The 24,257-nt window shown below is 68.8% G+C and carries 21 protein-coding genes and 1 tRNA gene; 13 read left to right on the forward strand and 9 right to left on the reverse strand.

Annotation, left to right across the window (positions count from 1 at the left end):
* Positions 1 to 128 precede the first annotated feature (128 nt).
* The 8 genes from ACGF8B_RS01350 to rpmH all read right to left on the reverse strand — a co-directional run bounded on the left by ACGF8B_RS01350 (position 129) and on the right by rpmH (position 6,134).
* Complete coding sequence (locus ACGF8B_RS01350; protein WP_392733684.1) at positions 129 to 1,229, reverse strand: ParB/RepB/Spo0J family partition protein; 1,101 nt, start codon at positions 1,227 to 1,229, stop codon at positions 129 to 131.
* A complete protein-coding gene (locus tag ACGF8B_RS01355) occupies positions 1,226 to 2,302 on the reverse strand; it encodes a ParA family protein (protein WP_124720173.1) in 1,077 nt (358 codons plus the stop codon). The genes ACGF8B_RS01350 and ACGF8B_RS01355 overlap by 4 nt, the downstream gene beginning before the upstream one ends.
* Positions 2,303 to 2,633: 331 nt before the next feature.
* Positions 2,634 to 3,350 carry a 16S rRNA (guanine(527)-N(7))-methyltransferase RsmG gene (gene rsmG / locus ACGF8B_RS01360; protein WP_072487588.1) on the reverse strand — a complete coding sequence of 239 codons (717 nt, stop codon included), beginning with the start codon at positions 3,348 to 3,350 and terminating at the stop codon, positions 2,634 to 2,636.
* 110 nt (positions 3,351 to 3,460) lie between these two features.
* Positions 3,461 to 3,970: a R3H domain-containing nucleic acid-binding protein gene (locus ACGF8B_RS01365; RefSeq protein WP_124719874.1), complete on the reverse strand. Its 510-nt coding sequence runs from the start codon at positions 3,968 to 3,970 to the stop codon at positions 3,461 to 3,463.
* Positions 3,971 to 3,984: 14 nt separating this feature from the next.
* Positions 3,985 to 5,247, reverse strand: a complete 1,263-nt coding sequence (yidC, locus tag ACGF8B_RS01370; RefSeq protein ID WP_392733687.1) for a membrane protein insertase YidC — start codon at positions 5,245 to 5,247, stop codon at positions 3,985 to 3,987.
* Between the two features lie 3 nt (positions 5,248 to 5,250).
* On the reverse strand, positions 5,251 to 5,610 hold the full coding sequence (gene yidD, locus ACGF8B_RS01375) for a membrane protein insertion efficiency factor YidD (RefSeq protein WP_392733689.1): 360 nt from the start codon (positions 5,608 to 5,610) through the stop codon (positions 5,251 to 5,253).
* On the reverse strand, positions 5,607 to 5,978 hold the full coding sequence (gene rnpA / locus ACGF8B_RS01380; protein WP_093895046.1) for a ribonuclease P protein component: 372 nt from the start codon (positions 5,976 to 5,978) through the stop codon (positions 5,607 to 5,609). Before rnpA ends, yidD begins: the two co-directional genes overlap by 4 nt.
* Before the next feature lie 18 nt (positions 5,979 to 5,996).
* Positions 5,997 to 6,134: a 50S ribosomal protein L34 gene (gene rpmH / locus ACGF8B_RS01385; RefSeq protein ID WP_030930485.1), complete on the reverse strand. Its 138-nt coding sequence runs from the start codon at positions 6,132 to 6,134 to the stop codon at positions 5,997 to 5,999.
* 380 nt (positions 6,135 to 6,514) lie between these two features.
* Here rpmH and dnaA point away from each other — a divergent pair, with 380 nt between their 5' ends.
* The 10 genes from dnaA to ACGF8B_RS01435 all read left to right on the forward strand — a co-directional run bounded on the left by dnaA (position 6,515) and on the right by ACGF8B_RS01435 (position 19,910).
* Positions 6,515 to 8,326, forward strand: coding sequence for a chromosomal replication initiator protein DnaA (gene dnaA / locus ACGF8B_RS01390; RefSeq protein ID WP_392733691.1), 1,812 nt, complete (start codon positions 6,515 to 6,517; stop codon positions 8,324 to 8,326).
* 1,129 nt (positions 8,327 to 9,455) lie between these two features.
* On the forward strand, positions 9,456 to 10,586 hold the full coding sequence (gene dnaN / locus ACGF8B_RS01395; RefSeq protein WP_072487582.1) for a DNA polymerase III subunit beta: 1,131 nt from the start codon (positions 9,456 to 9,458) through the stop codon (positions 10,584 to 10,586).
* Between the two features lie 165 nt (positions 10,587 to 10,751).
* Positions 10,752 to 11,630: a phosphogluconate dehydrogenase (NAD(+)-dependent, decarboxylating) gene (gene gnd / locus ACGF8B_RS01400; RefSeq protein ID WP_124719870.1), complete on the forward strand. Its 879-nt coding sequence runs from the start codon at positions 10,752 to 10,754 to the stop codon at positions 11,628 to 11,630.
* Positions 11,631 to 11,714: 84 nt separating this feature from the next.
* On the forward strand, positions 11,715 to 12,845 hold the full coding sequence (gene recF, locus ACGF8B_RS01405; protein ID WP_342280246.1) for a DNA replication/repair protein RecF: 1,131 nt from the start codon (positions 11,715 to 11,717) through the stop codon (positions 12,843 to 12,845).
* Positions 12,842 to 13,414, forward strand: coding sequence for a DciA family protein (locus ACGF8B_RS01410; protein ID WP_342280245.1), 573 nt, complete (start codon positions 12,842 to 12,844; stop codon positions 13,412 to 13,414). The genes recF and ACGF8B_RS01410 overlap by 4 nt, the downstream gene beginning before the upstream one ends.
* Positions 13,415 to 13,827: 413 nt before the next feature.
* Entirely contained in the window at positions 13,828 to 15,921 is a 2,094-nt protein-coding gene (gene gyrB / locus ACGF8B_RS01415; protein ID WP_392733695.1) for a DNA topoisomerase (ATP-hydrolyzing) subunit B, read from the forward strand.
* Positions 15,922 to 15,967: 46 nt separating this feature from the next.
* Complete coding sequence (gyrA, locus tag ACGF8B_RS01420; protein WP_392733698.1) at positions 15,968 to 18,598, forward strand: DNA gyrase subunit A; 2,631 nt, start codon at positions 15,968 to 15,970, stop codon at positions 18,596 to 18,598.
* 93 nt (positions 18,599 to 18,691) lie between these two features.
* Positions 18,692 to 19,300 carry a DUF3566 domain-containing protein gene (locus ACGF8B_RS01425; protein ID WP_392733700.1) on the forward strand — a complete coding sequence of 203 codons (609 nt, stop codon included), beginning with the start codon at positions 18,692 to 18,694 and terminating at the stop codon, positions 19,298 to 19,300.
* A 71-nt stretch (positions 19,301 to 19,371) separates the two neighbouring features.
* A tRNA-Ile gene (locus ACGF8B_RS01430) sits at positions 19,372 to 19,448 on the forward strand.
* A 108-nt stretch (positions 19,449 to 19,556) separates the two neighbouring features.
* Positions 19,557 to 19,910, forward strand: a complete 354-nt coding sequence (locus tag ACGF8B_RS01435; protein ID WP_392733701.1) for a hypothetical protein — start codon at positions 19,557 to 19,559, stop codon at positions 19,908 to 19,910.
* Positions 19,911 to 19,992: 82 nt separating this feature from the next.
* On the opposite strand, the gene ACGF8B_RS01440 is transcribed toward ACGF8B_RS01435, so the two are convergent.
* The gene (locus tag ACGF8B_RS01440; protein WP_392733703.1) at positions 19,993 to 20,364 is read right to left on the reverse strand and encodes a DUF6344 domain-containing protein; all 372 of its coding nucleotides are present in this window, start codon (positions 20,362 to 20,364) and stop codon (positions 19,993 to 19,995) included.
* Between the two features lie 308 nt (positions 20,365 to 20,672).
* Between ACGF8B_RS01440 and ACGF8B_RS01445 the strand changes: the two genes are divergently transcribed.
* The 3 genes from ACGF8B_RS01445 to ACGF8B_RS01455 all read left to right on the forward strand — a co-directional run bounded on the left by ACGF8B_RS01445 (position 20,673) and on the right by ACGF8B_RS01455 (position 24,250).
* Positions 20,673 to 20,807, forward strand: coding sequence for a DLW-39 family protein (locus tag ACGF8B_RS01445; protein WP_003958712.1), 135 nt, complete (start codon positions 20,673 to 20,675; stop codon positions 20,805 to 20,807).
* Between the two features lie 147 nt (positions 20,808 to 20,954).
* Positions 20,955 to 22,907, forward strand: coding sequence for a VWA domain-containing protein (locus ACGF8B_RS01450; RefSeq protein WP_392733706.1), 1,953 nt, complete (start codon positions 20,955 to 20,957; stop codon positions 22,905 to 22,907).
* On the forward strand, positions 22,907 to 24,250 hold the full coding sequence (locus ACGF8B_RS01455; RefSeq protein ID WP_392733708.1) for a hypothetical protein: 1,344 nt from the start codon (positions 22,907 to 22,909) through the stop codon (positions 24,248 to 24,250). Before ACGF8B_RS01450 ends, ACGF8B_RS01455 begins: the two co-directional genes overlap by 1 nt.
* Positions 24,251 to 24,257 lie beyond the last annotated feature (7 nt).

Consider the following 24,257-nt stretch of genomic DNA (forward strand, 5'->3'; position numbering starts at 1 on the left):
CTATCCCAAAAACCAACAAACACACACCCACCCACACCCCGCCCCCCCCCCCCACCAAACCCCCCGGGGGCGGGGCCCCCCCCCCCCCCCCCCCCCCCCCCCCCCCCGCCCGACAACCTCAGAAGGGGTCAGCCCTCGTCTTCCTCAGCGGACTCCTCGGACGGTGCCTGATCCAGCACACGCCCCTCGCCCGGTGCCAGGCTGCCGAGAATACGGTCCAGATCCTCCATCGATGCGAACTCGACGACGATCTTCCCCTTCTTCTGGCCAAGGTCGACCTTCACCCTGGTCTCGAAGCGGTCCGAGAGCCGGGTGGCGAGATCGGACAGGGCGGGCGACACCCGGCCACCGGCCCGCGGCCCCCTGGCCTTGGCAGGGCTCGTGGGATTGGAGCCCATGAGCCGCACGATCTCCTCGACCGCCCGCACCGACAGCCCCTCGGCCACAATGCGATGAGCCAGCCGGTCCTGCTCCTCCGAGTCGTCCACGGACAGCAGAGCCCGCGCATGACCGGCCGAAAGTACCCCGACCGCTACCCTCCGCTGCACCGGAGCCGACAGCTTCAGCAGACGCAGCGTGTTGGACACCTGCGGCCGGGAACGCCCGATCCGGTCGGCCAGCTCGTCGTGCGTGCACTCGAAGTCCTTGAGCAGCTGGTCGTACGCGGCTGCCTCCTCCAGCGGGTTCAGCTGAGCCCGGTGAAGGTTCTCCAGGAGTGCGTCCAGGAGCAGCTTCTCGTCGTCCGTGGCCCGGACGATGGCCGGGATCCGCTCCAGGCCCGCCTCGCTGCAGGCCCTCCAGCGCCGCTCGCCCATGATGAGCTCATAGCGCTCCGGCCCCACCTCCCGCACGACGACGGGCTGGAGGAGGCCCACCTCCTTGATGGAGGTCACCAACTCCGCGAGGGCGTCCTCGTCGAACACGTCGCGGGGCTGGCGGGGGTTCGGAGTGATGTCGCCGATAGGAATCTCGGCGAAGTATGCCGCGGCAGGTTCCACCGAAGCGTTGGCCGCTCCGGCCCCCGACACCGGCGCGCTCGGCTCCGGCACGATCGGAGCGCCCGTGCGAGCGGCCACCTTTGCCGCAGCCACCCCCCGCTCCGCCGTCAGTACAGGATTCGCCCCCGCAGAGGTCGATCCCATCCCCATGGACGGCACCTGCTTCTCCTGCGGAGCGGCGGGGATCAGGGCACCCAGCCCACGCCCCAACCCTCTTCGACGCTCGCTCACTGAATCCCCTCCGAAGTGCTCTGCTGGCTGTTCCCCATGCCCGTCCGGGCATGCTGGGGCTCGTAGTGGATCCCGACACCCCGCAGGGCGATCTCACGCGCCGCCTCAAGGTACGAAAGCGACCCGCTGGAACCCGGGTCATAGGTCAACACGGTCTGCCCGTAACTGGGCGCCTCCGAGATCCTCACCGATCGCGGAATGTTCGTCCGCAGCACCTCCTTGCCGAAGTGGCTGCGCACCTCCTCCGCGACCTGAGACGCGAGCCTGGTCCTGCCGTCGTACATGGTGAGCAGGATCGTCGAGACATGGAGATCGGGGTTGAGATGCCCCCGTACCAGGTCCACATTCCGCAGCAGCTGGCCCAGCCCTTCCAGCGCGTAGTACTCGCACTGGATGGGGATCAGCACCTCGGCCCCGGCGACCAGGGCGTTGACCGTCAGCAGACCGAGCGAAGGCGGGCAGTCGATGAGGATGTAGTCCAACGGCTGCTCATACGCCTGAATCGCCCGCTGCAGTCGGCTCTCCCGCGCCACCAGCGACACCAGCTCGATCTCCGCACCGGCGAGATCGATGGTGGCGGGGGCGCAGAAGAGGCCTTCGACGTCCGGTACGGGCTGAACCACTTCGGAAAGCGGCCTGCTCTCCACCAGGACGTCATAGATGGAGGGGACTTCAGCATGGTGATCGATACCCAGAGCCGTAGAGGCATTCCCCTGCGGGTCAAGGTCGACCACCAGAACACGGGCGCCGTGAAGCGCGAGCGAAGCAGCAAGATTGACCGTCGTGGTCGTCTTGCCCACTCCGCCCTTCTGGTTGGCCACCACCATGACGCGCGTCCGGTCAGGACGGGGCAGGCCCTCGCCGGCGCGGCCAAGGGCCTCAACCGCCAGCTGGGCCGCGCGACCGATGGGTGTGTCGTCCATCGGCGGCGGTGTTTCACGTGAAACACCATCCCCCGCCGATTCGGTTCGGGGACCGGGGACCGGATCGGTCATCGGTCCCGCGATGTTGGCGTCGGACCGCAAGGATTCACTCTCCTCGACTTCAGGCTCGCAATGAGCAGAGCCTGCCATGCTTTCGGGGTCGTGAACCAGCGAGGCCCGCTCTTCTGTGGATGAATCCACTTCTGTGGACAACTCCGTAGCCCTAACGGGCCTGCGATGCCGCGGCGCGGCAGCCGCGCGACCGCGGCTGATGATTCCATGCAGCAGAGAGCGACGTTTCACGTGAAACACGATGCCCCCGCAGCCTGGCTACGGGGGCACGACACTCCGTATGGGTGCATACAGTCACGTACCGGACCCGCGACTGACAGACGACATGCATCGCACGCGCCACTCGGTTCCGCGGAGTGAAGCGGAGTGAAGCGGAGTGAAGCGGAGTGAAGCGGAGTGAACGGAGACGTCAGCGACGACGCCTCGTGCGGCTCGTCCTGGCGGCCTTGGCTCGCTTTGCGGCGAACCTCACACCACCTGGGCTCTCGCCGACCACCACACGCACCACCGTGGACATCGGGTCGACAACGCCTTCCCCAACGTGCAGCACCTCGGTCTCCACCACCCCGAGCTTGCCCAGGGCCGCACGTGCCCCGGCGATCTCCTCCTCGGCGGTGTCCCCCTTGAGGGCCAGCATCTCCCCGTACGGACGCAGCAGCGGAACACCCCAGCCGGCCAGCCGGTCCAGCGGTGCCACGGCCCGAGCGGTCACCACATGCACCGGCTGGAGCGAACCCAGAACCTCCTCGGCCCGACCACGCACCACCGTCACATGGTCCAGCCCCAGCAGCTCCACCACTTCCTGGAGGAAGTTCGTGCGCCGGAGCAGGGGCTCCAGCAAGGTGATCTTGAGGTCGGGGCGCACCAGCGCCAGCGGGATGCCGGGCAGGCCGGCTCCCGAGCCCACATCGCAGACCGTGACACCCTCGGGCACGACCTCGGAGAGCACCGCGCAGTTCAGCAGATGCCGCTCCCACAGCCGCGGCACCTCACGCGGGCCGATCAGCCCCCGCTTCACTCCGGCGTCCGCCAGCAGTTCCGCGTACCGGACAGCTTCCGGGAAGAACTCGCCGAAAACCGCCCGCGCCCCTTCGGGCGCCTGGGGAAGCTCTACTTCCGCCGTCACGGGAACCGTCCTTCCATACCGCACTACCGCACTGTGGGTGGCTGATCTATCAGGCTGACAAAGATCGGCCCCGCCTGCGAACAGACGGGGCCGACAGAACTAGGGTCCGGTCAGGCCGGGAGGACGACGACGAAGCGCTCCGGCTCCTCGCCCTCGGACTCGCTGCGCAGGCCGGCGGCCGCAACCGCGTCGTGCACGACCTTGCGCTCGAACGGCGTCATCGGGTCCAGCTTCACCGGCTCGCCGGTGCTCTTGACCTCATCCGCGGCCTTGGCACCCAGCTCGGCGAGCTCCGCCCGCTTCTTGGCCCGGAAGCCCGCGATGTCGAGCATCAGCCGGCTGCGGTCCCCGGTCTCCCGGTGAACGGCAAGCCGCGTCAGCTCCTGGAGCGCCTCCAGCACCTCACCGTCGCGGCCCACGAGCTTCTGCAGATCACGTGCCGAGTCGCTGATGATCGAGACCGCGGCCCGGTCCGCCTCGACATCCATGTCGATGTCGCCGTCGAGGTCGGCGATGTCGAGCAGACCCTCAAGGTAGTCCGCTGCGATCTCGCCCTCCTGCTCAAGGCGGGTCAAGGTGTCGCTGCCCTCAGCGGCCGTGGAGGTGGTGCCTTCCGTCACGGATGGACTCCTTCTTACTTCTTGGACGGGTGCTTGGGCCGCTGCGGGCCCTTGCGCTGTCCGGACTTGGCTTGGCGTGAGGAGCCGGACGCGGACTTACCCGCCGGCTTGGGCTTTTCGTCCTGTGCGGCATCCCGCTTCTGCAGGGAGGTCTTGGAACCCGACTCGCTGGAGTCGGCGTCCTTGCCCCCCGCCTGCGCGGTACCGGTCTGGCGCTGGGACTTGGTCTGGCGCTTGGGCTGCTGACGCCGCTGTGCGGCTCCGCCCTCGGCCTCGGCGGCAGCGGTGTCGCTCTTGACCACGGTGCCGTCCTCCTGGGCGGCGAGGCCCAGCTTGGCCAGCCCCGTGATGAACTTCCGCTCGATGTCATTGCGGTCCGGGCCCTTGGACACGATCCGCTTGACGGTGTTGCGCCGGGTCTTGCCGCGCACCTCGCCGTGAGTGGTGACGCTCTTCAGCAGACGTCCGAGGTACTGGTCCTGCGCCTTGCTGCCCGGGGTCGGGTTCTGGTTGATCACGTACATCTGCTGACCCATGGTCCAGACGTTGGTGGTCAGCCAGTAGACGAGGACACCGACGGGGAAGTTGATACCCATGACGGCGAAGATCACCGGGAAGATGTACATCAGCATCTTCTGCTGCTGCATGTACGGCGTCTTGACCGTCAGGTCGACGTTCTTCGTCATCAGCTGGCGCTGGGTGAAGAACTGCGACGCCGACATCATCACGATCATGATCGCGGTGACGACCCGGACGTCGGTCAGAGAGGCACCGAGCGCCTGGACCTTCTCCGCGCTGTCCATGAACTTGGCAGCGAGCGGAGCACCGAAGATGTGTGCCTGACGAGCGCTGTCGAGCAGCGACTGGTCGATGACGCCGATCTTCTTGTTCGAGGCGATGGCCGACAGCACGTGGTACAGGGCGAAGAAGAACGGCGACTGCGCCAGGATGGGAAGGCACGAGGAAAGCGGGTTGGTACCCGTCTCCTTGTACAGCTTCATCATCTCTTCGGACTGACGCTGCTTGTCGCTCTTGTAGCGCTCCTGGATCGCCTTCATCTTCGGCTGGAGCACCTGCATGTTGCGGGTCGACTTGATCTGCTTGACGAAAAGCGGGATCAGGCAGATCCGGATCAACACCACCAGCGACACGATGGACAGGCCCCAGGCCCAGCCGGTGTCAGGGCCGAAGATCGCCCCGTACATCTTGTGGAACTGGACGATGACCCATGAGACAGGCCAGGTGATGAAGCTGAACAGACTGGCAATCGTGTCCACTAATCAGGCTCCTTGAGCATTGGGCGAAGTCTCTGCGGCCTGGCTCGGGGGTTCGGAGGCCGATCCCCGGACAGGCACATCAGCGGCGGAGTCCCCGCCCTTGCCACCGCGCATGGCATTACGCAGCAGTTCATGCCAACGCGGACGTTTGCGTGGTGGAACATGGTCCACGCCGCCGGGTGACCACGGATTGCACCGAAGGATGCGCCAGGCGGTCAGCGCGGTTCCCTTGATCGCTCCGTGCCGGTCGATCGCCGTATATCCATAGTGGGAACACGACGGGTAGTAACGGCAGACAGGCCCGAGGAGTGGGCTGATCGTCCACTGATACAGCTTGATAAGAGCCAGCAGCGGGTACTTCATCGCGCGCCCCCTCCCAGCAGCCGCTGCAAAGCGGCGTCCAGGTCTCGGGCCAGCTGTTCATGGTCGGCGTCGCCCGCGCCGGGCAACGCTCGTACGACAACCAGGCTACCGGGGGGCAGCAGGGCAAGCCGTTCGCGGACCAGGTGGCGAAGCCTGCGCTTCACCGCTGTGCGCACGACCGCTCCACCCACAGCTTTGCTGACAACGAAACCCGCACGCGGCGGGGGAGCATTCTCCCCAGTCACGTGCGGGTCCGTTGCACCGCTGCGTAGATGTACGACGAGTAGCGGGCGGCCGGCCCGGCGTCCTCGGCGTACTGCGGTCGCGAAGTCCTCGCGCCGCCTCAGCCGATTCTCGGTAGGCAGCACGTCATGACCTGTAAGCGATCAGGCGGACAGGTTGGCGCGACCCTTGCCACGGCGGGACGCGAGAATCGCGCGGCCGGCACGGGTGCGCATACGCAGCCGGAAGCCGTGGGTCTTCGCGCGGCGGCGGTTGTTCGGCTGGAAGGTGCGCTTGCTCACTAGGGGGCTCCAGAAATGACTCGTGTGTTGGCGGGACATCGCCTGGCTGTCACCGTGCGCCCACGAGAGACTCGCGTAAACGCTCTAGTGCACCGCTTCACAATCACAGATCGTGATCTTTGCCCATCGGAGGCAGGCGGCAGCAGCCATCGACAACTCGACCTGGTCACGGTACGCGCGGCTACGCCATCCGGTCAAACCGGCTCCACAGCACCCCCCGCTGTGCACAGGCTGTGGACAACAACTTGAACCACGCGGGTCGCCCTGACTACCGTGGCTGAGCTCCGGTTCTTTTCTTACTGCCTGCCGGTCCTCACCCGTCCCGACCCATCCCGTCCCGAGAACCACACATTCGTGGGACCAGCGAGAGAGCGTGCCCTGTGGCTGACGTACCTGCCGATCTTGCCGCAGTGTGGCCGCGAGTGCTGGAGCAACTCCTCGGGGAGGGCCAGCAGGGGATCGAGCCGAAGGACAAGCAGTGGATCGAGCGCTGCCAGCCGCTCGCCCTGGTCGCCGACACGGCGCTGCTCGCGGTACCCAATGAATGGGGCAAGCGCGTCCTGGAGGGCCGGCTCGCGCCGCTCATCAGCGAGACGCTGAGCCGCGAATGCGGCCGCCCGATCCGCATCGCGATCACCGTCGACGACTCCGCGGGCGAGCCGCCGAGCCCGCCCGCGCCTCCGATGCACCAGTCCCAGCAGCCTCAGCAGCACCGCTACCAGGGACCGCAGCACGACGAACGGCAGCACAACGACGCGTACGACGGGTACGGACACCGGCCCTCCGACGACGGCATGCCGACCGCCCGGCCGGCCTACCCCGACTACCAGCAGCAGCGCCCCGAACCCGGCGCGTGGCCGCGCACCCAGGAGGACCTCTCCTGGCAGCAGCCCCGGCTCGGCGGGTTCCAGGACCGCGAGGCTCCCGCGGAGCAGTGGCGCGAGCCGTACGCCGGCGGCCGCCAGCAGCCGCAGCACGACTACCGGCCGCAGCCGCCCGAGCGCCAGGGTTACGAGCAGCAGCGCCCCGAGCACCACGACATGCAGGAGCCCCAGCACCAGCCGCAGCACCGGCAGGGCGGCGCCGGTACCGGACGGCCCGGCGGCGCCCCCGGGCCGATGGGCCCGCAGCCCACTCCCACGCCCGGCCCCGGCGAGCCGGCGGCCCGGCTGAATCCGAAGTACCTCTTCGACACGTTCGTCATCGGCGCGTCCAACCGGTTCGCGCACGCGGCTGCGGTCGCGGTCGCCGAAGCCCCCGCCAAGGCGTACAACCCGCTCTTCATCTACGGGGAGTCCGGGCTCGGCAAGACCCACCTGCTGCACGCCATCGGGCACTACGCCCGCAGCCTCTACCCGGGCACCCGGGTGCGGTACGTGAGCTCCGAGGAGTTCACCAACGAGTTCATCAACTCGATCCGCGACGGCAAGGGCGACACCTTCCGCAAGCGGTACCGGGACGTGGACATCCTGCTCGTCGACGACATCCAGTTCCTGGCGAGCAAGGAGTCGACGCAGGAGGAGTTCTTCCACACCTTCAATACGCTCCACAACGCGAACAAGCAGATCGTGCTGTCCTCCGACCGGCCGCCCAAGCAGCTGGTGACCCTGGAGGACCGGTTGCGGAACCGTTTCGAGTGGGGCCTGACCACCGATGTGCAGCCGCCGGAGCTGGAGACGCGGATCGCGATCCTCCGTAAGAAGGCGGTGCAGGAGCAGCTCAACGCCCCCCCGGAGGTGCTGGAGTTCATCGCCTCCCGCATCTCCCGGAACATCAGGGAGCTGGAGGGGGCGCTGATCCGGGTCACGGCCTTCGCCAGTCTCAACCGGCAGCCGGTGGACCTCGGACTGACCGAGCATGTGCTGAAGGACCTGATCCCGGGCGGCGAGGACTCGGCCCCGGAGATCACGGCGACGGCCATCATGGCCTCGACCGCGGACTACTTCGGGCTCACGGTGGACGATCTCTGCGGAACCTCGCGCAGCCGGGTGCTGGTGACGGCCCGCCAGATCGCCATGTATCTCTGCCGGGAGCTCACCGATCTCTCGCTGCCCAAGATCGGTGCGCAGTTCGGTGGACGTGACCACACGACGGTGATGCACGCGGACCGGAAGATCCGCGCGCTGATGGCGGAGCGGCGCTCCATCTACAACCAGGTCACCGAACTCACCAACCGCATCAAGAACGGCTGACGCGCCGCCGCCGACGGACGCGCCACACGCGCCGGCAGGGCGCCCGAGCAATCCTCAACAGGGTTCCTCGGGCGCCCTTTTCGCTGCCCGGAGGACGCCCGGAAGCGGACTTGAGCGGGCTCGGGAACGGCTCCGAGTCGACTCAGGAGCGGTCCGGGGCGGTCAATGAGCCGGGCCCGAGCCGCTCCTGCACCGGGCCCGGCCGAGTCCTGAGCCGGCCCCGTGCCAAGTCCTGAGACCGCCTGAACGCTCCCTGGACGGCTCCTGAATGCTCCCTCGAAGCCGTCCGCGGCCGCCCCGGGCCTCGTCGCGGGGCCCGCCCCCGACCCGCTGCCGACGTTCCGGCGCCACTGCGGTGTTCGAATACCTGCCGCTGACCGCCTGTTCTCCACAGATCTGGGGAGTTTTCTCCCTCCACAGCCTGGGGATCCGGAAGTTGTCCATATTGCTTCCACAGGGGCGACTGCCGATACTCCATCAGGCCAGGTCAAGGGGTTGGGGATTTGTGGTCAACAATGATCCACAGCCTGTGGACAAAATATTCGTCCACAGGGCGTGGATGAAGTTGTCCACCGGCGGCCCACAGGCCGGGCCGTCTTGTCCCCAGCTTCCCGCCGCTTCTCCACACCTCTGTCCACTGTTCGGCAACGCGGCACCGCCTTTCACCGCGCCGAGTGAAAGGCGTCACACCAAGAGGGTCGGTTGGGCTGTGGGGAACCTGGGTAAAGCTGGGGACAGCCCTGGGGAGAAACCCCCCTGTCCTGTGCATCGGGTGTGCAGAACTTTCCTGTGTCCACAGAAACGCCGTGTTGTCCACCGGTGCCACCCACAGGGGCAGTGGATAAAAAACAGGACCTGACCTGCGGAAACGACGTTATCCACGGTTTCCACAGGCCCTACTACTACTGCCACATAGAGTTAGCCCGGAATCCGCTTCGAAGTGGGGCCTGTGCACAACTCGGCGCCGGAGCTCTCCGAACCTCTCGTCGCGACTTGACCCCGAGCAGCACCGAGTGTCGGTGCCGTACGTCAGACTGGTCCCCGGCGTCCTCGCTGCCTCGGCGGCAAAGGACGCGATCAGACGACGAAGGCCAGCAGGGCGAGCGAGCAACAGCAGGAGGCGGTTCCGGTGAAGATCCGGGTGGAGCGCGATGTACTCGCGGAGGCTGTGGCCTGGGTGGCCCGTAGCCTCCCGGCCCGTCCGCCGGCGCCCGTTCTTGCGGGCCTTCTCCTGAAGGCTGAGGACGGCGCCCTCAGCTTCTCCAGCTTCGACTACGAGGTCTCGGCCCGGGTCTCGGTGGACGCCGAGGTCGAGGAGGACGGCACGGTGCTGGTCTCCGGCCGGCTCCTCGCCGACATCTGCCGCGCCCTCCCCAACCGCCCGGTGGAGATTTCCACAGACGGTGTACGGGCGACCGTGGTCTGCGGCTCCTCGCGATTCACACTCCACACCCTTCCTGTGGAGGAGTACCCGGCACTCCCCGAGATGCCGACCGCGACCGGCACGGTGCCCGGCGAGGTCTTCGCCTCGGCCGCCGCCCAGGTCGCCATCGCCGCGGGCCGCGACGACACGCTGCCGGTGCTGACCGGTGTGCGGATCGAGATCGAGGGCGACACCGTCACCCTGGCCTCGACCGACCGCTACCGCTTCGCGGTCCGCGAGTTCCTCTGGAAGCCGGAGAACCCGGACGCCTCCGCGGTCGCCCTGGTGCCCGCCAAGACGCTGCTGGACACCGCCAAGGCCCTGACCAGCGGTGACACGGTCACCCTGGCGCTGTCCGGCTCAGGTGCCGGTGAGGGTCTGATCGGTTTCGAGGGCGCGGGCCGGCGTACGACCACGCGGCTGCTCGAAGGCGATCTGCCGAAGTACCGCACGCTCTTCCCCACCGAGTTCAACTCGGTCGCGGTCATCGAGACGGCGCCGTTCGTCGAGGCCGTCAAGCGCGTGGCCCTCGTCGCCGAGCGGAACACCCCGGTGCGGCTCAGCTTCGAGCAGGGCGTGCTGATCCTGGAAGCCGGTTCCAGCGACGACGCACAGGCTGTGGAGCGGGTCGACGCGGTGCTGGAGGGCGACGACATCTCGATCGCCTTCAACCCGACCTTCCTGCTGGACGGACTGAGCGCGATCGACTCCCCGGTCGCCCAGCTCTCGTTCACGACGTCCACCAAGCCCGCGCTGCTCAGCGGCCGCCCGGCCGTGGACGCCGAGGCGGACGACGCGTACAAGTACCTGATCATGCCGGTCCGCCTCTCCGGCTGACCCGCTTCTCCGGCCGATCCCGCCGATCGGCCGATCCGGTCATCGGTCCTGTCACGGCGGTTCCCGACGGGCACGCTCAGTGCCGAGCATGCCCGTCGGTCCGTCCCCGGCCGGGCGTAGGCTCGTCCTCGGGTACGAATCGGCACAACGCTTAAGGAATCTCTGATGGAGCTCGGTCTCGTCGGCCTCGGCAAGATGGGCGGCAACATGCGCGAGCGCATCCGCCGCGCAGGCCACACCGTCATCGGTTACGACCGCAACCCGGACGTCTCCGATGTCCACAGCCTCGAAGAGCTTGTGGGCAAGCTGAAGGGTCCCCGGGTCGTCTGGGTGATGGTTCCGGCCGGCGCGCCGACCCAGGCCACCATCGACGAGCTCGCCGGTCTGCTCTCCCCCGGAGACATCGTCGTGGACGGCGGGAACTCCCGCTGGACCGACGACGAGAAGCACGCGGTCGAGCTGGGCATCAAGGGCATCGGCTTCGTCGACTGCGGCGTCTCCGGCGGCGTCTGGGGCCTGGAGAACGGCTACGCGCTGATGTACGGCGGCGACGCCGAGAACGTGGCGAAGGTCCAGCCGGTCTTCGACGCGCTGAAGCCCGAGGGCGACTTCGGCTCCGTCCACGCGGGCAAGGTCGGCGCCGGCCACTTCGCGAAGATGGTCCACAACGGCATCGAGTACGCCATGATGCAGGCCTACGCCGAGGGCTGGGAGCTCCTGGAGAAGGTCGACTCCGTCACCGATGTGCGCGAGGTCTTCCGCTCCTGGCAGGAGGGCACGGTCATCCGTTCCTGGCTGCTCGACCTGGCGGTCAACGCGCTGGACGACGACGAGCACCTCGACAAGCTGCGCGGCTTCGCCGCCGACTCCGGCGAGGGCCGGTGGACGGTGGAGGCCGCGATCGACAACGCGGTGCCGCTGCCCGCGATCACCGCGTCGCTCTTCGCGCGTTTCGCCTCGCGCCAGGAGGACTCCCCGCAGATGAAGATGATCGCCGCGCTGCGCAACCAGTTCGGTGGCCACGCGGTCGAGAACAAGAAGTAACGCAACGGGAAGCGGGCCGGGCCACGGCGGCCGGTCCGCTCCACGAGGCACGGAGCAGGAAGCCGGGAAGGTCGGCGTACACCCATGCATGTCACGCATCTCTCGCTGGCCGACTTCCGCTCGTACGCCCGGGTCGAGGTACCTCTCGAACCGGGCGTCACCGCTTTCGTGGGGGCCAACGGCCAGGGCAAGACGAATCTGGTCGAGGCGGTCGGCTATCTCGCGACGCTCGGCAGCCACCGGGTCTCCTCCGACGCGCCGCTGGTGCGGATGGGCGCCGACCGGGCCGTGATCCGTGCCGCCGTGACTCAGGGGGAGCGTTCGCAGCTGATCGAGCTGGAACTCAATCCCGGTAAGGCCAACCGGGCCCGTATCAATAGATCGTCGCAGGTCAGACCACGTGACGTGCTGGGGATAGTGCGTACGGTGCTGTTCGCGCCGGAGGACCTGGCGCTGGTCAAGGGCGACCCCGGGGAGCGCCGGCGCTTCCTCGACGAGCTGATCACGGCCCGTTCGCCGCGGATGGCCGGGGTGCGCTCGGACTACGAGCGGGTGCTGAAGCAGCGCAACACCCTGCTGAAGTCGGCGGCGATGGCGCGCCGGCACGGCGGCCGGTCGATGGACCTGTCCACGCTCGACGTGTGGGACCAGCACCTGGGCCGGGTGGGCGCGGAGCTGCTGGCGCAGCGGCTGGATCTGATCGCCACCCTTCAGCCGCTGGCGGACAAGGCGTACGCGGATGTCGCGCCGGGCGGCGGCCCGCTGGCGCTGGAGTACCGCAGCTCGGTCGGGGCGGGTGTGGAGTCCGCGCGTACCCGTGAGGAGCTGTACGAGCAGCTGATCGCCGCCCTTGCGGAGGTACGCAAGCAGGAGATCGAGCGGGGCGTGACGCTGGTCGGGCCGCACCGCGACGATCTGCTGCTGGGGCTGCGGGGCATGCCGGCCAAGGGGTACGCGAGCCACGGCGAGTCCTGGTCGTACGCGCTGGCGCTGCGGCTGGCCTCGTACGATCTGCTGCGCAGCGAGGGCAACGAGCCGGTGCTGGTGCTGGACGACGTCTTCGCGGAGCTGGACGCCCGGCGCCGGGAGCGGCTGGCGGAGCTGGTGGCCCCGGGCGAACAGGTGCTCGTGACGGCCGCGGTGGACGACGACGTTCCGGGGGTGCTGGCGGGGACCCGGTTCGCGGTGTCCGCGGGTGAGGTGGAGCGGCTGTGAGCGGCCGGGGCGACGGAGCCGGGGAGCCGGGTCAGGAGCGTGCCGGCGGTGGCAGGGCGCCGGAGCCCTCGGGAGTCGATCTGGCTCGGGTCGCCCTGCGGGCGGCGAAGGAGCAGGCGCGGGCGCGCGGCGCCGCCGCACAGCAGAAGAAGCAGGCCCGGCGGGGCGGCGGGCTGCGGTCGGGCGCGCGGGCCGACGGGCGTGACCCGCAGCCGCTGGGTTCAGCGATCAACCGGCTGATCACCGAGCGCGGCTGGGAGACCCCCGCGGCGGTGGGCGGGGTCATGGGGCGCTGGCCGCAGATCGTGGGTGAAGATCTGGCCAAACATTGTGTGCCTTTGAAGTACGACGAGGACCCGGACGAGCGGGTGCTGACGGTGCAGTGCGACTCGACGGCATGGGCGACGCAGCTGCGGCTGCTGGCGCCCCAGCTGGTGGCCCGGCTGAACGCGGATCTGGGGCAGGGCACGGTCCGGATGATCAAGGTGCTGGGGCCCGGTGGTCCGCAGCGCAGGTTCGGTCCGCTGCGCGCACCCGGGAGCACCGGCCCGGGCGACACATACGGCTGACCTGCGCTTTTCTCCTGGACGACCGGCATCCGGGCTGTTCCCGGGCATTGCCCGGTCCCTCTTCCCGGCTCTGCCGCGGCTCCGTGCCTGCCGCTCGGGGCGCCTGTCGGCGGGTCCGTGTTGTGCGGGTCTGTGGTGGTTGCGGCCACGCGGTGAGAGTGGGGCGTCCCTCACGGTAGCGGGCGGTTGACAGGTAGAAGCGCTCAAGGCCCGCGTGAGCCTCCTGAGGGCCCTCCCTGAATATGGGGAGTCGTCAGCCGCTCATTCAGGGCGGCACATGCGTACTCAGGTACCGGCAAACCCCCATTCATGTCGGCGCTACCGGTAGACTGGTGAACAATCCCGCGTCCTTGCGGGAGTCGTCGATACAAGCCGAACGACGCAGCCGCTCCCGTTTGCCCGGAGAACGGCCTGTGCTGTGCCAGAAAGGGCGCTTCGTGGCCGATTCCGGCAACCCCAACGAGAACATTCCGTCCACACCCGGTGAGAGCGCCGAGGCTGTCGCCGCGGGCGCGGGCGAGGTCACGGCCTCGTACGACGCCAGCGCGATCACCGTCCTGGAGGGTCTGGACGCGGTCCGCAAGCGGCCTGGCATGTACATCGGTTCCACCGGTGAGCGCGGCCTCCACCACCTCGTGTACGAGGTCGTCGACAACTCGGTCGACGAGGCGCTGGCAGGGCACGCGGACACGATCGACGTCACGGTCCTCGCCGACGGCGGGGTCCGCGTGATCGACAACGGCCGAGGCATCCCGGTCGGCATCGTGCCGTCGGAGAAGAAGCCCGCGGTCGAGGTCGTGCTGACGGTGCTGCACGCCGGCGGCAAGTTCGGCGGCGGCGGCTACGCCGTCTCCGGCGGTCTGCACGGTGTCGGTGTCTCCGTGGTCAACGCGCTGTCGTCGCGGGTCTCGGTCGAGGTCCGGACGGACGGATACCGCTGGACCCAGGACTACAAGCTCGGTGTGCCCACTGCCCCGCTGGCCCGCAACGAGGCCACCGAGGAGACGGGGACGTCCGTCACCTTCTGGGCCGACGGGGACATCTTCGAGACGACCGAGTACTCCTTCGAGACCCTGTCGCGCCGCTTCCAGGAGATGGCGTTCCTCAACAAGGGCCTGACGATCAGGCTCACCGACGAGCGCGAGTCGGCGAAGGCGACGCTGGGCGCGGACGTCGCCGAGGTGGCCGAGGCCGGCGAGGCGGAGCAGGCCCGCACGGTCACGTACCACTACGAGGGCGGCATCGTCGACTTCGTGAAGTACCTGAACTCCCGCAAGGGCGATGTCATCCACCAGTCGGTGATCGACATCGAGGCCGAGGACAAGGAGCGTCTCCTCTCGGCCGAGATCGCCATGCAGTGGAACACCCAGTACAGCGAGGGCGTCTACTCCTTCGCGAACACGATCCACACGCATGAGGGCGGTACCCACGAGGAGGGCTTCCGCGCCGCGCTGACCACGCTGGTCAACAAGTACGCGCGCGAGAAGAAGCTGCTGCGCGAGAAGGACGACAACCTCACGGGCGACGACATCCGCGAGGGTCTGACGGCGATCATCTCGGTGAAGCTGGGCGAGCCGCAGTTCGAGGGTCAGACGAAGACCAAGCTGGGCAACACGGAGGCCAAGACCTTCGTCCAGAAGGTCGTCCACGAGCAGCTCACGGACTGGTTCGACCGCAATCCCAACGAGGCGGCCGACATCATCCGCAAGGGCATCGCGGCGGCCACGGCCCGCGTCGCGGCCCGCAAGGCGCGCGATCTGACCCGCCGCAAGGGGCTCCTGGAGAGCGCCTCGCTGCCGGGCAAGCTGAGCGACTGCCAGTCCAACGACCCGACGAAGTGCGAGATCTTCATCGTCGAGGGTGACTCCGCCGGTGGTTCGGCGAAGTCCGGCCGTAATCCGATGTACCAGGCGATCCTGCCGATCCGCGGCAAGATCCTGAACGTCGAGAAGGCCCGGGTCGACAAGATCCTGCAGAACACCGAGGTCCAGGCGCTGATCTCGGCCTTCGGTACCGGGGTCCACGAGGACTTCGACATCGAGAAGCTGCGCTATCACAAGATCATCCTGATGGCGGACGCCGACGTCGACGGCCAGCACATCAACACCCTGCTGCTGACGTTCCTCTTCCGCTTCATGCGACCGCTGGTCGAGGCCGGCCACGTGTACCTGTCCCGCCCGCCGCTCTACAAGATCAAGTGGGGCCGCGACGACTTCGAGTACGCGTACTCGGACCGGGAGCGCGACGCCCTGGTCGAGCTGGGCAAGCAGAACGGCAAGCGGATCAAGGAAGACTCGATCCAGCGCTTCAAGGGTCTCGGCGAGATGAACGCCGAGGAGCTGCGCGTCACCACCATGGACGTCGACCACCGGGTTCTCGGCCAGGTCACGCTGGACGACGCGGCGCAGGCCGACGACCTCTTCTCGGTGCTGATGGGCGAGGACGTCGAGGCACGGCGCTCGTTCATCCAGCGCAACGCCAAGGACGTCCGCTTCCTCGACATCTGAGTCGGCCGTACCAGCAAGCCGCCGCCCGAAAGGACTTTGACCAGCAATGGCCGACGAGAACACCCCTGTGACACCCGAAGAGGAGCCCGCCGCCGCGGTGGGCATGCGTGTCGAGCCCGTGGGGCTCGAAACGGAGATGCAGCGCTCCTACCTCGACTACGCGATGTCCGTCATCGTCTCGCGTGCGCTGCCGGACGTACGGGACGGCCTCAAGCCCGTCCACCGCCGGGTGCTGTACGCGATGTACGACGGCGGCTACCGGCCCGAGAAGGGCTTCTACAAGTGCGCCCGTGTCGTCGGTGACGTCATGGGTACGTACCACCCCCACGGTGACTCGTCGATCTACGACGCCCTGGTGCGGCTGGCACAGCCGTGGTCGATGCGCATGCCGCTGGTGGACTCCAACGGCAACTTCGGTTCCCCGGGCAACGACCCGGCCGCCGCCATGCGGTACACCGAGTGCAAGATGATGCCGCTGTCCATGGAGATGGTCCGGGACATCGACGAGGAGACCGTCGACTTCCAGGACAACTACGACGGCCGCAACCAGGAGCCGACGGTCCTGCCGGCGCGGTTCCCGAACCTGCTGGTCAATGGTTCGGCGGGGATCGCGGTCGGTATGGCGACCAACATCCCGCCGCACAACCTGCGCGAGGTCGCGGCCGGTGCGCAGTGGTACCTGGAGCACCCGGAGGCCTCGCAGGAGGAGCTCCTGGAGGCGCTGATCGAGCGGATCAAGGGCCCGGACTTCCCGACCGGCGCGCTCGTCGTGGGCCGCAAGGGCATCGAGGAGGCGTACCGCACCGGCCGTGGCTCGATCACGATGCGCGCGGTCGTCGCGGTCGAGGAGATCCAGAACCGGCAGTGCCTGGTCGTCACGGAGCTTCCGTACCAGACCAACCCCGACAACCTCGCGCAGAAGATCGCCGATCTGGTGAAGGACGGCAGGGTCGGCGGGATCGCGGACGTCCGTGACGAGACGTCGTCGCGTACCGGGCAGCGCCTGGTCGTCGTGCTGAAGCGGGACGCGGTCGCCAAGGTCGTGCTGAACAACCTGTACAAGCACACCGACCTGCAGTCGAACTTCGGCGCCAACATGCTGGCGCTGGTCGACGGGGTGCCGCGCACGCTGTCGATCGACGCGTTCATCCGCCACTGGGTGACGCACCAGATCGAGGTCATCGTCCGGCGTACGAAGTTCCGGCTGCGCAAGGCGGAGGAGCGGGCGCACATCCTGCGCGGTCTGCTCAAGGCGCTGGACGCGATCGACGAGGTCATCGCGCTCATCCGGCGCAGCCAGACGGTCGAGGTGGCGCGCGAGGGCCTGATGGGCCTGCTGGAGATCGACGAGATCCAGGCGAACGCCATCCTGGAGATGCAGCTGCGTCGGCTGGCCGCGCTGGAGCACCAGAAGATCACCGCCGAGCACGACGAGCTCCAGGCGAAGATCAACGAGTACAACGCGATCCTGGTGTCGCCCGAGCGGCAGCGGAAGATCGTCAGCGAGGAGCTGGCGGCGATCGTCGAGAAGTTCGGCGACGACCGGCGTTCCAAGCTGGTGCCCTTCGACGGTGACATGTCCATCGAGGACCTGATCGCCGAGGAGGACATCGTCGTCACGATCTCGCGCGGCGGCTATGTGAAGCGCACCAAGACGGACGACTACCGCTCGCAGAAGCGCGGCGGCAAGGGCGTGCGCGGCACGAAGCTCAAGGAAGACGACATCGTCGACCACTTCTTCGTGTCGACGACGCACCACTGGCTGCTGTTCTTCACGAACAAGGGCCGGGTGTACCGGGCGAAGGCGTACGAGCTCCCGGACGCCGGCCGCGACGCCCGCGGTCAGCACGTCGCCAACCTGCTGGCCTTCCAGCCGGACGAGCAGATCGCACAGATCCTGGCGATCCGCGACTACGAGGCCGCGCCCTATCTGATCCTGGCCACGAAGGGCGGTCTGGTGAAGAAGACCGCGCTGAAGGACTACGACTCGCCGCGTTCCGGTGGCGTCATCGCGATCAACCTCCGTGAGATGCCGGACGGCGCCGAGGGCACCGCCGACGAGCTGATCGGTGCGGAGCTGGTCTCGGCCGAGGACGACCTGCTGCTCATCAGCAAGAAGGCCCAGTCGATCAGGTTCACCGCGACGGACGATGCGCTGCGCCCGATGGGCCGTGCGACCTCGGGTGTCAAGGGCATGAGTTTCCGCGAGGGCGACGAACTGCTCTCGATGAATGTTGTCCGGCCGGGTACGTTCGTGTTCACTGCCACCGACGGTGGTTACGCGAAGCGGACCCCCGTCGACGAGTACCGGGTTCAGGGCCGTGGCGGTCTGGGCATCAAGGCTGCCAAGATCGTCGAGGACCGGGGCTCGCTGGTCGGCGCGCTGGTGGTCGAGGAGACGGACGAGATTCTCGCCATCACGCTCGGCGGTGGTGTGATTCGCACGCGAGTCAATGAAGTCAGGGAGACGGGCCGTGACACCATGGGCGTCCAACTGATCAATCTGGGCAAGCGCGATGCCGTCGTCGGTATTGCCCGTAACGCCGAAGCCGGTCGTGAGGCCGAAGAGGTCGAGGGGTCCGAGGACTCCGAGGCCGCTGCGGCGGAGGGTGCCGAGAGCACGGTCGAGGGCAATGTCGAAGGCACGTCGCCTTCGGCAGGGGAGCACGAGGAGTAGAGCGTGAGTGGAGCCACGGGCGCCGGTTCGGCCGCTTCCGGAGCAGGAGCGAACGGTGCCCGTGGCCCTGCCACGGACTCCCAAGGGGGCATTGTGACGGATACCCGGGGGCCTCAGCCCCAGTACGAGGGCTACGCGACCGGGCCGTTGCCGGGTGAGCGGGAGCCCGCGCAGGGGCAGGCGAGCGGGCCGTACCACCCGCCGCAGGCATACCCCTCGCCCGCGGGCGGGACCCAGGGCGGCCGGCCGCAGGGCACCCAGGGCGGTGCGCAGGGCGTCGGCGCCGCGCAGGCGGCCCGGCGGCCGCGGACGGGGGCGCGGACGACCCCGCGTACCCGCAAGGCGCGGCTGCGGGTGGCCAAGGCCGATCCGTGGTCGGTGATGAAGGTCAGCTTCCTGCTCTCCATCGCGCTCGGCATCTGCACGGTGGTGGCGTCGGCGGTGCTGTGGATGGTGATGGACGCCATGGGCGTCTTCGAGACCGTGGGCGGCACGATCAGCGAGGCCACCGGCTCGAACGAGGGCAACGGCTTCGATCTCCAGTCGTTCCTGTCGCTGCCGAGGGTCCTCATCTTCACCTCGGTCATCGCGGTGATCGACGTCGTCCTGGCGACCGCCCTGGCGACGCTGGGCTCCTTCATCTACAACTTGTCGGCGGGTTTCGTGGGCGGTGTCGAGCTCACGCTGGCCGAGGACGAGTAGGGCGCCGGGTATCGATTTTGGGACTGGCCCCGACGTGCGCTAATCTTCAGAAGTCAGCGCAGCAGCGCGGCGGGGCTATAGCTCAGTTGGTTAGAGCGCATCCCTGATAAGGATGAGGCCACAGGTTCAAATCCTGTTAGCCCCACCAGCACGAAGGCCCCTCACCGGAAACGGTGGGGGGCCTTCGGCATTGTGGCGGGGAGTGCGGCGGGAATTTACGGCTGACGGCCATGACCGGCGTAAGTAGGTTGGCCGCATGTCCTCCGTACTTGTTGTCGGTTACGACCCGCAGGCACTGCCCGGTACTGACGCGGAGACCGTGCGCGCGGCTCTCGACGGGGAGCTGAAGCGGTTCGCGGAGATCGGCGTCGAAGCGGCCATGACGCTGGTCGTGTCCGACGGGTCCGCCGAGCCCGCACTCGTCGCGTCGCTGACCGGGCGTCCGTGGGACGTGGTGGTCGTCGGGGGCGGGATCCGCAAGACCGAGCAACTGCTCCCGCTCTTCGAGCAGATCGTGAATCTGATCCACCGCCATGCGCCGCAGGCCGCCATCGCGTTCAACACCGGTGCCGCCGACACCGTCGAGGCGGCGCTGCGCCGGCTCGGGTAGCCGGGAAGGCCGCTGAGGGCACGGAGAAGCCCCCGTCCGGTGTGAACCGGCCCGGGGGCTCAGCAGGTCAGTGGAGCGGCTCTCAGGGTGGCAGCAGGGACGCGTCCCCCGCCGGGGCGCCGTGGCTGGTGCGGGCGGCGTTCCTGGTGTCCGTGGTGTCCGTGGCGTCCACGGACAGATGGCGGGTGGCGGGCGATGAGCCGTGTGCCTCGGCGCGGATGCGCTGCTTCATCGTGGGTGGCAGTGCCCGGTCGCGCGGAAGGGTCCATCGCACCGACGGGGTGGTCGCGGTTGCCGCGGTCGCTCCCGTGTGCTCCTGGTTCGTGGTGGTCGGCTCCGTGGCGCTCTGCTCCGTGGCCGCCGCCGGGGTGCTCATGAATCCCAGCGCGGTGAGCAGGGCGAAAAGGGCGGTGACGAAGGCGGTCCAGATGCTCTTGGGCTTGAAGGTGCTCATGGCCCCTCGCTTTCGGGTGGTCCGGTTTGCTTACCTTTCTGATGATGTGGATGTGGCCCCCGATTTCATGGACCGACGCCACCGATCCGCCGATCTTCGGATGAACACCACTCGTATGGTTCAACCGGACTCGACGGACTCGTACCGGGCCGCGTACCGGGGTCCGTTCCGCCGGCCGGAGCGCTCCTCGGAGGAGCGCTCTTCCCCGGGCGCCAGTTGGGTCGCGGGCAGGTCACCGGTTGATATCGGCCGGTGTGTATAGTCGGGCGGCAGAAGTCCCCTACGTCAAGGAAAGACGAGGTCGCGCGGTGAAGAAGCTTCTCCTGGTCGCACTGGCCGCCATCGGCGGGCTCCTCGTGTACCGCCAGATCCAGGCGGATCGCGCCGAGCAGGATCTGTGGACGGAGGCGACTGACTCCGTGCCCGCAGGTTCGGGTGTGTGAGACAGAACAGCCTGATTGCGGGCCCCGGTCGCTGAGCGGCCGGGGCTTCGTGCTGTTGCGGGACCGTGACACCTGTGCTCTTGAGTTCACCCGAGCAAATCAATACGTTGCGTAAGCAAAATTGCCGGGTGGATCGAGGGGGCACGGGTGAAGGCACGGGACCGGTTTCGCAGCGCAGTCGCGGGGGCGTGGATCGGCGGGGCGCTGCTCGCCCTGATCGCGGGCGGGCCGCCGGCCGTGGCGGCGCCCCCGGGCGGTGCGGCCGCCGGGCCGGAGCCGTCCGGGGCCGGCCGGAGCGGCGGCCTGGTCATGGTCCTCGACTCGTCCGGCTCCATGGCGGGCGACGACGGAACCGGGCGCTCCCGCATGGAGAGTGCCCGTGCGGCCGTCGGGACCGTCGTCGACGGTCTTCCCGACGGGTACCCGACCGGGCTGCGGGTGTACGGAGCCGACCGTGCCCGGGGCTGCACGGACACCCGGCTGGTGAGGCCGGTGCGCGGACTCGACCGGGCGGCCCTGAAGCGGGCCGTGGCGGCCGTACGGCCCCGGGGTGACACCCCCATCGGTCTGTCGCTGCGGAAGGCCGCCGAGGACCTTCCGAGGCCCTCGGCCGGTGCCGTCGGCACGCGCACGATCCTGCTGGTCTCCGACGGGGAGGACAACTGCGGAGCGCCGGGGCCCTGCGAGGTCGCCGAGCGGCTCGGCAAGGAGGTCACCGGGCTGCGGATCGACACCGTGGGCTTCCAGGTGAGGGGCGCGGCCCGCGAGCAGCTCGAATGCATCGCTGCGGCGGGCAGCGGCCGCTACTACGACGCACCGGACGCCGATTCGCTGGCCCGACAGCTCCAGCGGGCCTCACAACTCTCCGCGGACGGCTACCGGTTGCGAGGCGAGCGGGTCACGGGCACGGCGACGGCCGCGGGGGCGCCCGTGCTCGTACCGGGGCAGTACCTCGACACCATCGGACCGGGCGAGAAGCGGTACTACGCGGTGGACCTGGACGACGTCTCGACGGCGGACTTCTCGGTCACGGCGGTGCCGCAGGCCGGGGCGGCCGTCGACACCTTCGACGCGATGCGTACCAGCATCGCGTACGGCACCGACAATTCCTGCGGAACGGAGACCGCGCGCTTTCTCCAGAAGGAAGGGGCGACCCCGCTGACCTCGGCAATCGCCCGTATCCCCTCGGCCCGTGGCACGGGCCCCTGCGACCGGTCCGGGCGGTACCGGCTGGTGGTCGAGCGGGAGAGCAGGAAGGGTTCCGACGCCGCGCGTTGGCCGCTCGAACTCGTCCACGGGGTGGAGCGGCCCCTGGAGAAGGGCGTCGTGCCCGCCCAGTCGCAGCCGGAGTACGGCAAGGGCGGCGAGGACGCCGTGCTGCCCTCCGGCGATCCGCGCGACGTGCGGGGCGGCACCGGCTTCAACGACGCCGAGGAGATCGGCCGGGGCGTGTGGCGCGACCGGATCCTCCCGGCGCAGACCCTCTGGTACAAGGTCCCGGCCGGCTGGGGCCGGCAGGTGCGCTACGACGTGGAGTTCGCGAACGAGCCCACGGTGGAGCGGGGCGGCTCCACGTACTCGTACGGGGCGACACAGCTGTTCACCCCGGCCCGGTTCCCACTCACCGGGGGCGGCGAGTTCAACCCGACGACCATGTACAGCGGCCGGCCGGCGGCGATCGCGATGGGCGGCGTACCGGTCGCCTGGACCAACCGCTACGAGAACGCCCCCCAGGTCCGGCCCGTGCACGCCGGAGGCGACTTCTACATCTCGGTGACGCTGGGGGCGCGGGCCGCGGACATCGCGCGGAACGCGCGGATCGGTGTGGTGCTGCGGGTGGCGGTGCTCGGCGACGAGTTGGCCGGACCCGAGCACAACGCCCCTGCCGCAGCCGGGAAGCCGGGCGGGCCTGTGGACAAGAATGCGGACAACAAGGGCAATTCGAGCAGTGCCGGAGACAGCGGCGGTACGGGCGGGGCAGGATGGACCGGCATTGCGGCCGCTGCCGGGGCGGGCGCCGTGGTGGTGGTGATCGCGGGGCTCGTGTTCGTGCGCGGGCGTCGCGGGCGGACCGCACAGACGACGAGGGGGAGCGCGTGATGAGGCAGCGCAGCAGGGGCCGGGTGGCGCTGGCCGCGGTCGCGGCGATGTGCGCGGCGGCGGCGCTGCCGGGGCAGGCGTACGCGGCCGGGGAGCCCGCCGTGTACACCTTCGATCCCGGGGCGAAGAAGGTCGACGGTGCGGAGGCCAGTACCGACGCGTCGGCGCTGACGCCGGGATCGGTCTACCGGAGTTCGATCAAGCCCGGCCAGAAGCTCTACTACCGCCTGAATCTCGACGCGAGGACGAACGGCTACGTCTCGGCGGTGGCCGTGCCCAGGGGGGCCGGCCAGGTCGCCTACGGGGACGGCGTCACGGTCAGCATCCGCGACAGCTCGGACCTCCAGTGCAGTTCGGAGGACGCGCGGTTCGAGTCGGCGGAGTTCCCGCGCCCGATCGCGGCGTACGCCTACCGGACCGTGGCGAAGGACAGCAGTTCCTGCCAGGAGGCCGGCACCTACAACGTCCTGATCGAGCGGGAGAGCAAGGAGACCTCCGCCCCCGGCGAGTGGGACCTGGAGCTGCGCTACGAGTCGGAGCCGCAGCTGAAGTCGGCCGGTTCGATGCCGACCGACGCGCCGGAGAACTGGCCGTCGGCCTCGCCCGTGCCGCCCACCACCGCCCCGCAGAAGCGGTCGGGCGGCAGCGGCTACTACGACGCGACCGGCCTGGAGACCGGCGAGTGGAAGGAGGAGGGCGGCATCAGGCCGGGACAGACCCTCTTCTACCGGGTGCCGGTGGACTGGGGTCAGCAGGTCTTCGCCACCGCCACCCTCAGCAACAACAACGCCTCGGACGAGTACATCGGCAACGCGCTCGCGCTGTCCCTGGACAATCCGGCGCACGGCCACGTCGACTCCGCGACGCCGCTGTCGTACTCCGGGAAGCCCACCTCCGTCTCGCTGGATCCGCTGCCCCCGGTGGCGTACGAGAACCGGTACGACTCCGCCGGCAGCGTCAGCGCCATGCGGTTCGCCGGCTGGTACTACCTGTCGGTGACGCTCAGCCCGCAGGTCGCGAAGTCGTACGGCAAGAACGGGATTCCGCTGACCATCAGGGTCAAGGTCGAGGGGACGGCCGGGAAGTCGCCCTACGCGGGGGACGCCGGGGTCTTCTCGGTCACACAGGACGACAGGGACATGGCGGAGAAGGGCCTGAGCGGCCCGCAGGCCGTAAAGAGCGGCCGGATGAAGGTGATCGGCGCGGCCGGGATCGGCGCGGGATCGGTGCTGGTGCTCGGGCTCGGGGTGTGGACGCTGCTGGCCCGGCGTCGCGCGGCCGCCGCCCCGGCGGTCCCGTCCGGCGGCAGCCGGCCGTACGGGGGCCCGCCGCAGGCCTGGTAGCCGGGCA

Source organism: Streptomyces sp. NPDC047917, from assembly GCF_043204345.1.
Lineage (GTDB): Bacteria > Actinomycetota > Actinomycetes > Streptomycetales > Streptomycetaceae > Streptomyces > Streptomyces sanglieri.

Coding starts and splice junctions, on each gene's coding strand:
- ACGF8B_RS01455 (WP_392733708.1), top strand. CDS start 22,907: ATGAGGCAGCGCAGCAGGGGCCGGGTGGCGCTGGCCGCGGTCGCGGCG.
- gnd (WP_124719870.1), top strand. CDS start 10,752: ATGGAGCTCGGTCTCGTCGGCCTCGGCAAGATGGGCGGCAACATGCGC.
- recF (WP_342280246.1), top strand. CDS start 11,715: ATGCATGTCACGCATCTCTCGCTGGCCGACTTCCGCTCGTACGCCCGG.
- ACGF8B_RS01355 (WP_124720173.1), bottom strand. CDS start 2,302: ATGGCAGGCTCTGCTCATTGCGAGCCTGAAGTCGAGGAGAGTGAATCC.
- ACGF8B_RS01440 (WP_392733703.1), bottom strand. CDS start 20,364: ATGAGCACCTTCAAGCCCAAGAGCATCTGGACCGCCTTCGTCACCGCC.
- ACGF8B_RS01435 (WP_392733701.1), top strand. CDS start 19,557: ATGTCCTCCGTACTTGTTGTCGGTTACGACCCGCAGGCACTGCCCGGT.
- yidD (WP_392733689.1), bottom strand. CDS start 5,610: ATGAAGTACCCGCTGCTGGCTCTTATCAAGCTGTATCAGTGGACGATC.
- gyrA (WP_392733698.1), top strand. CDS start 15,968: ATGGCCGACGAGAACACCCCTGTGACACCCGAAGAGGAGCCCGCCGCC.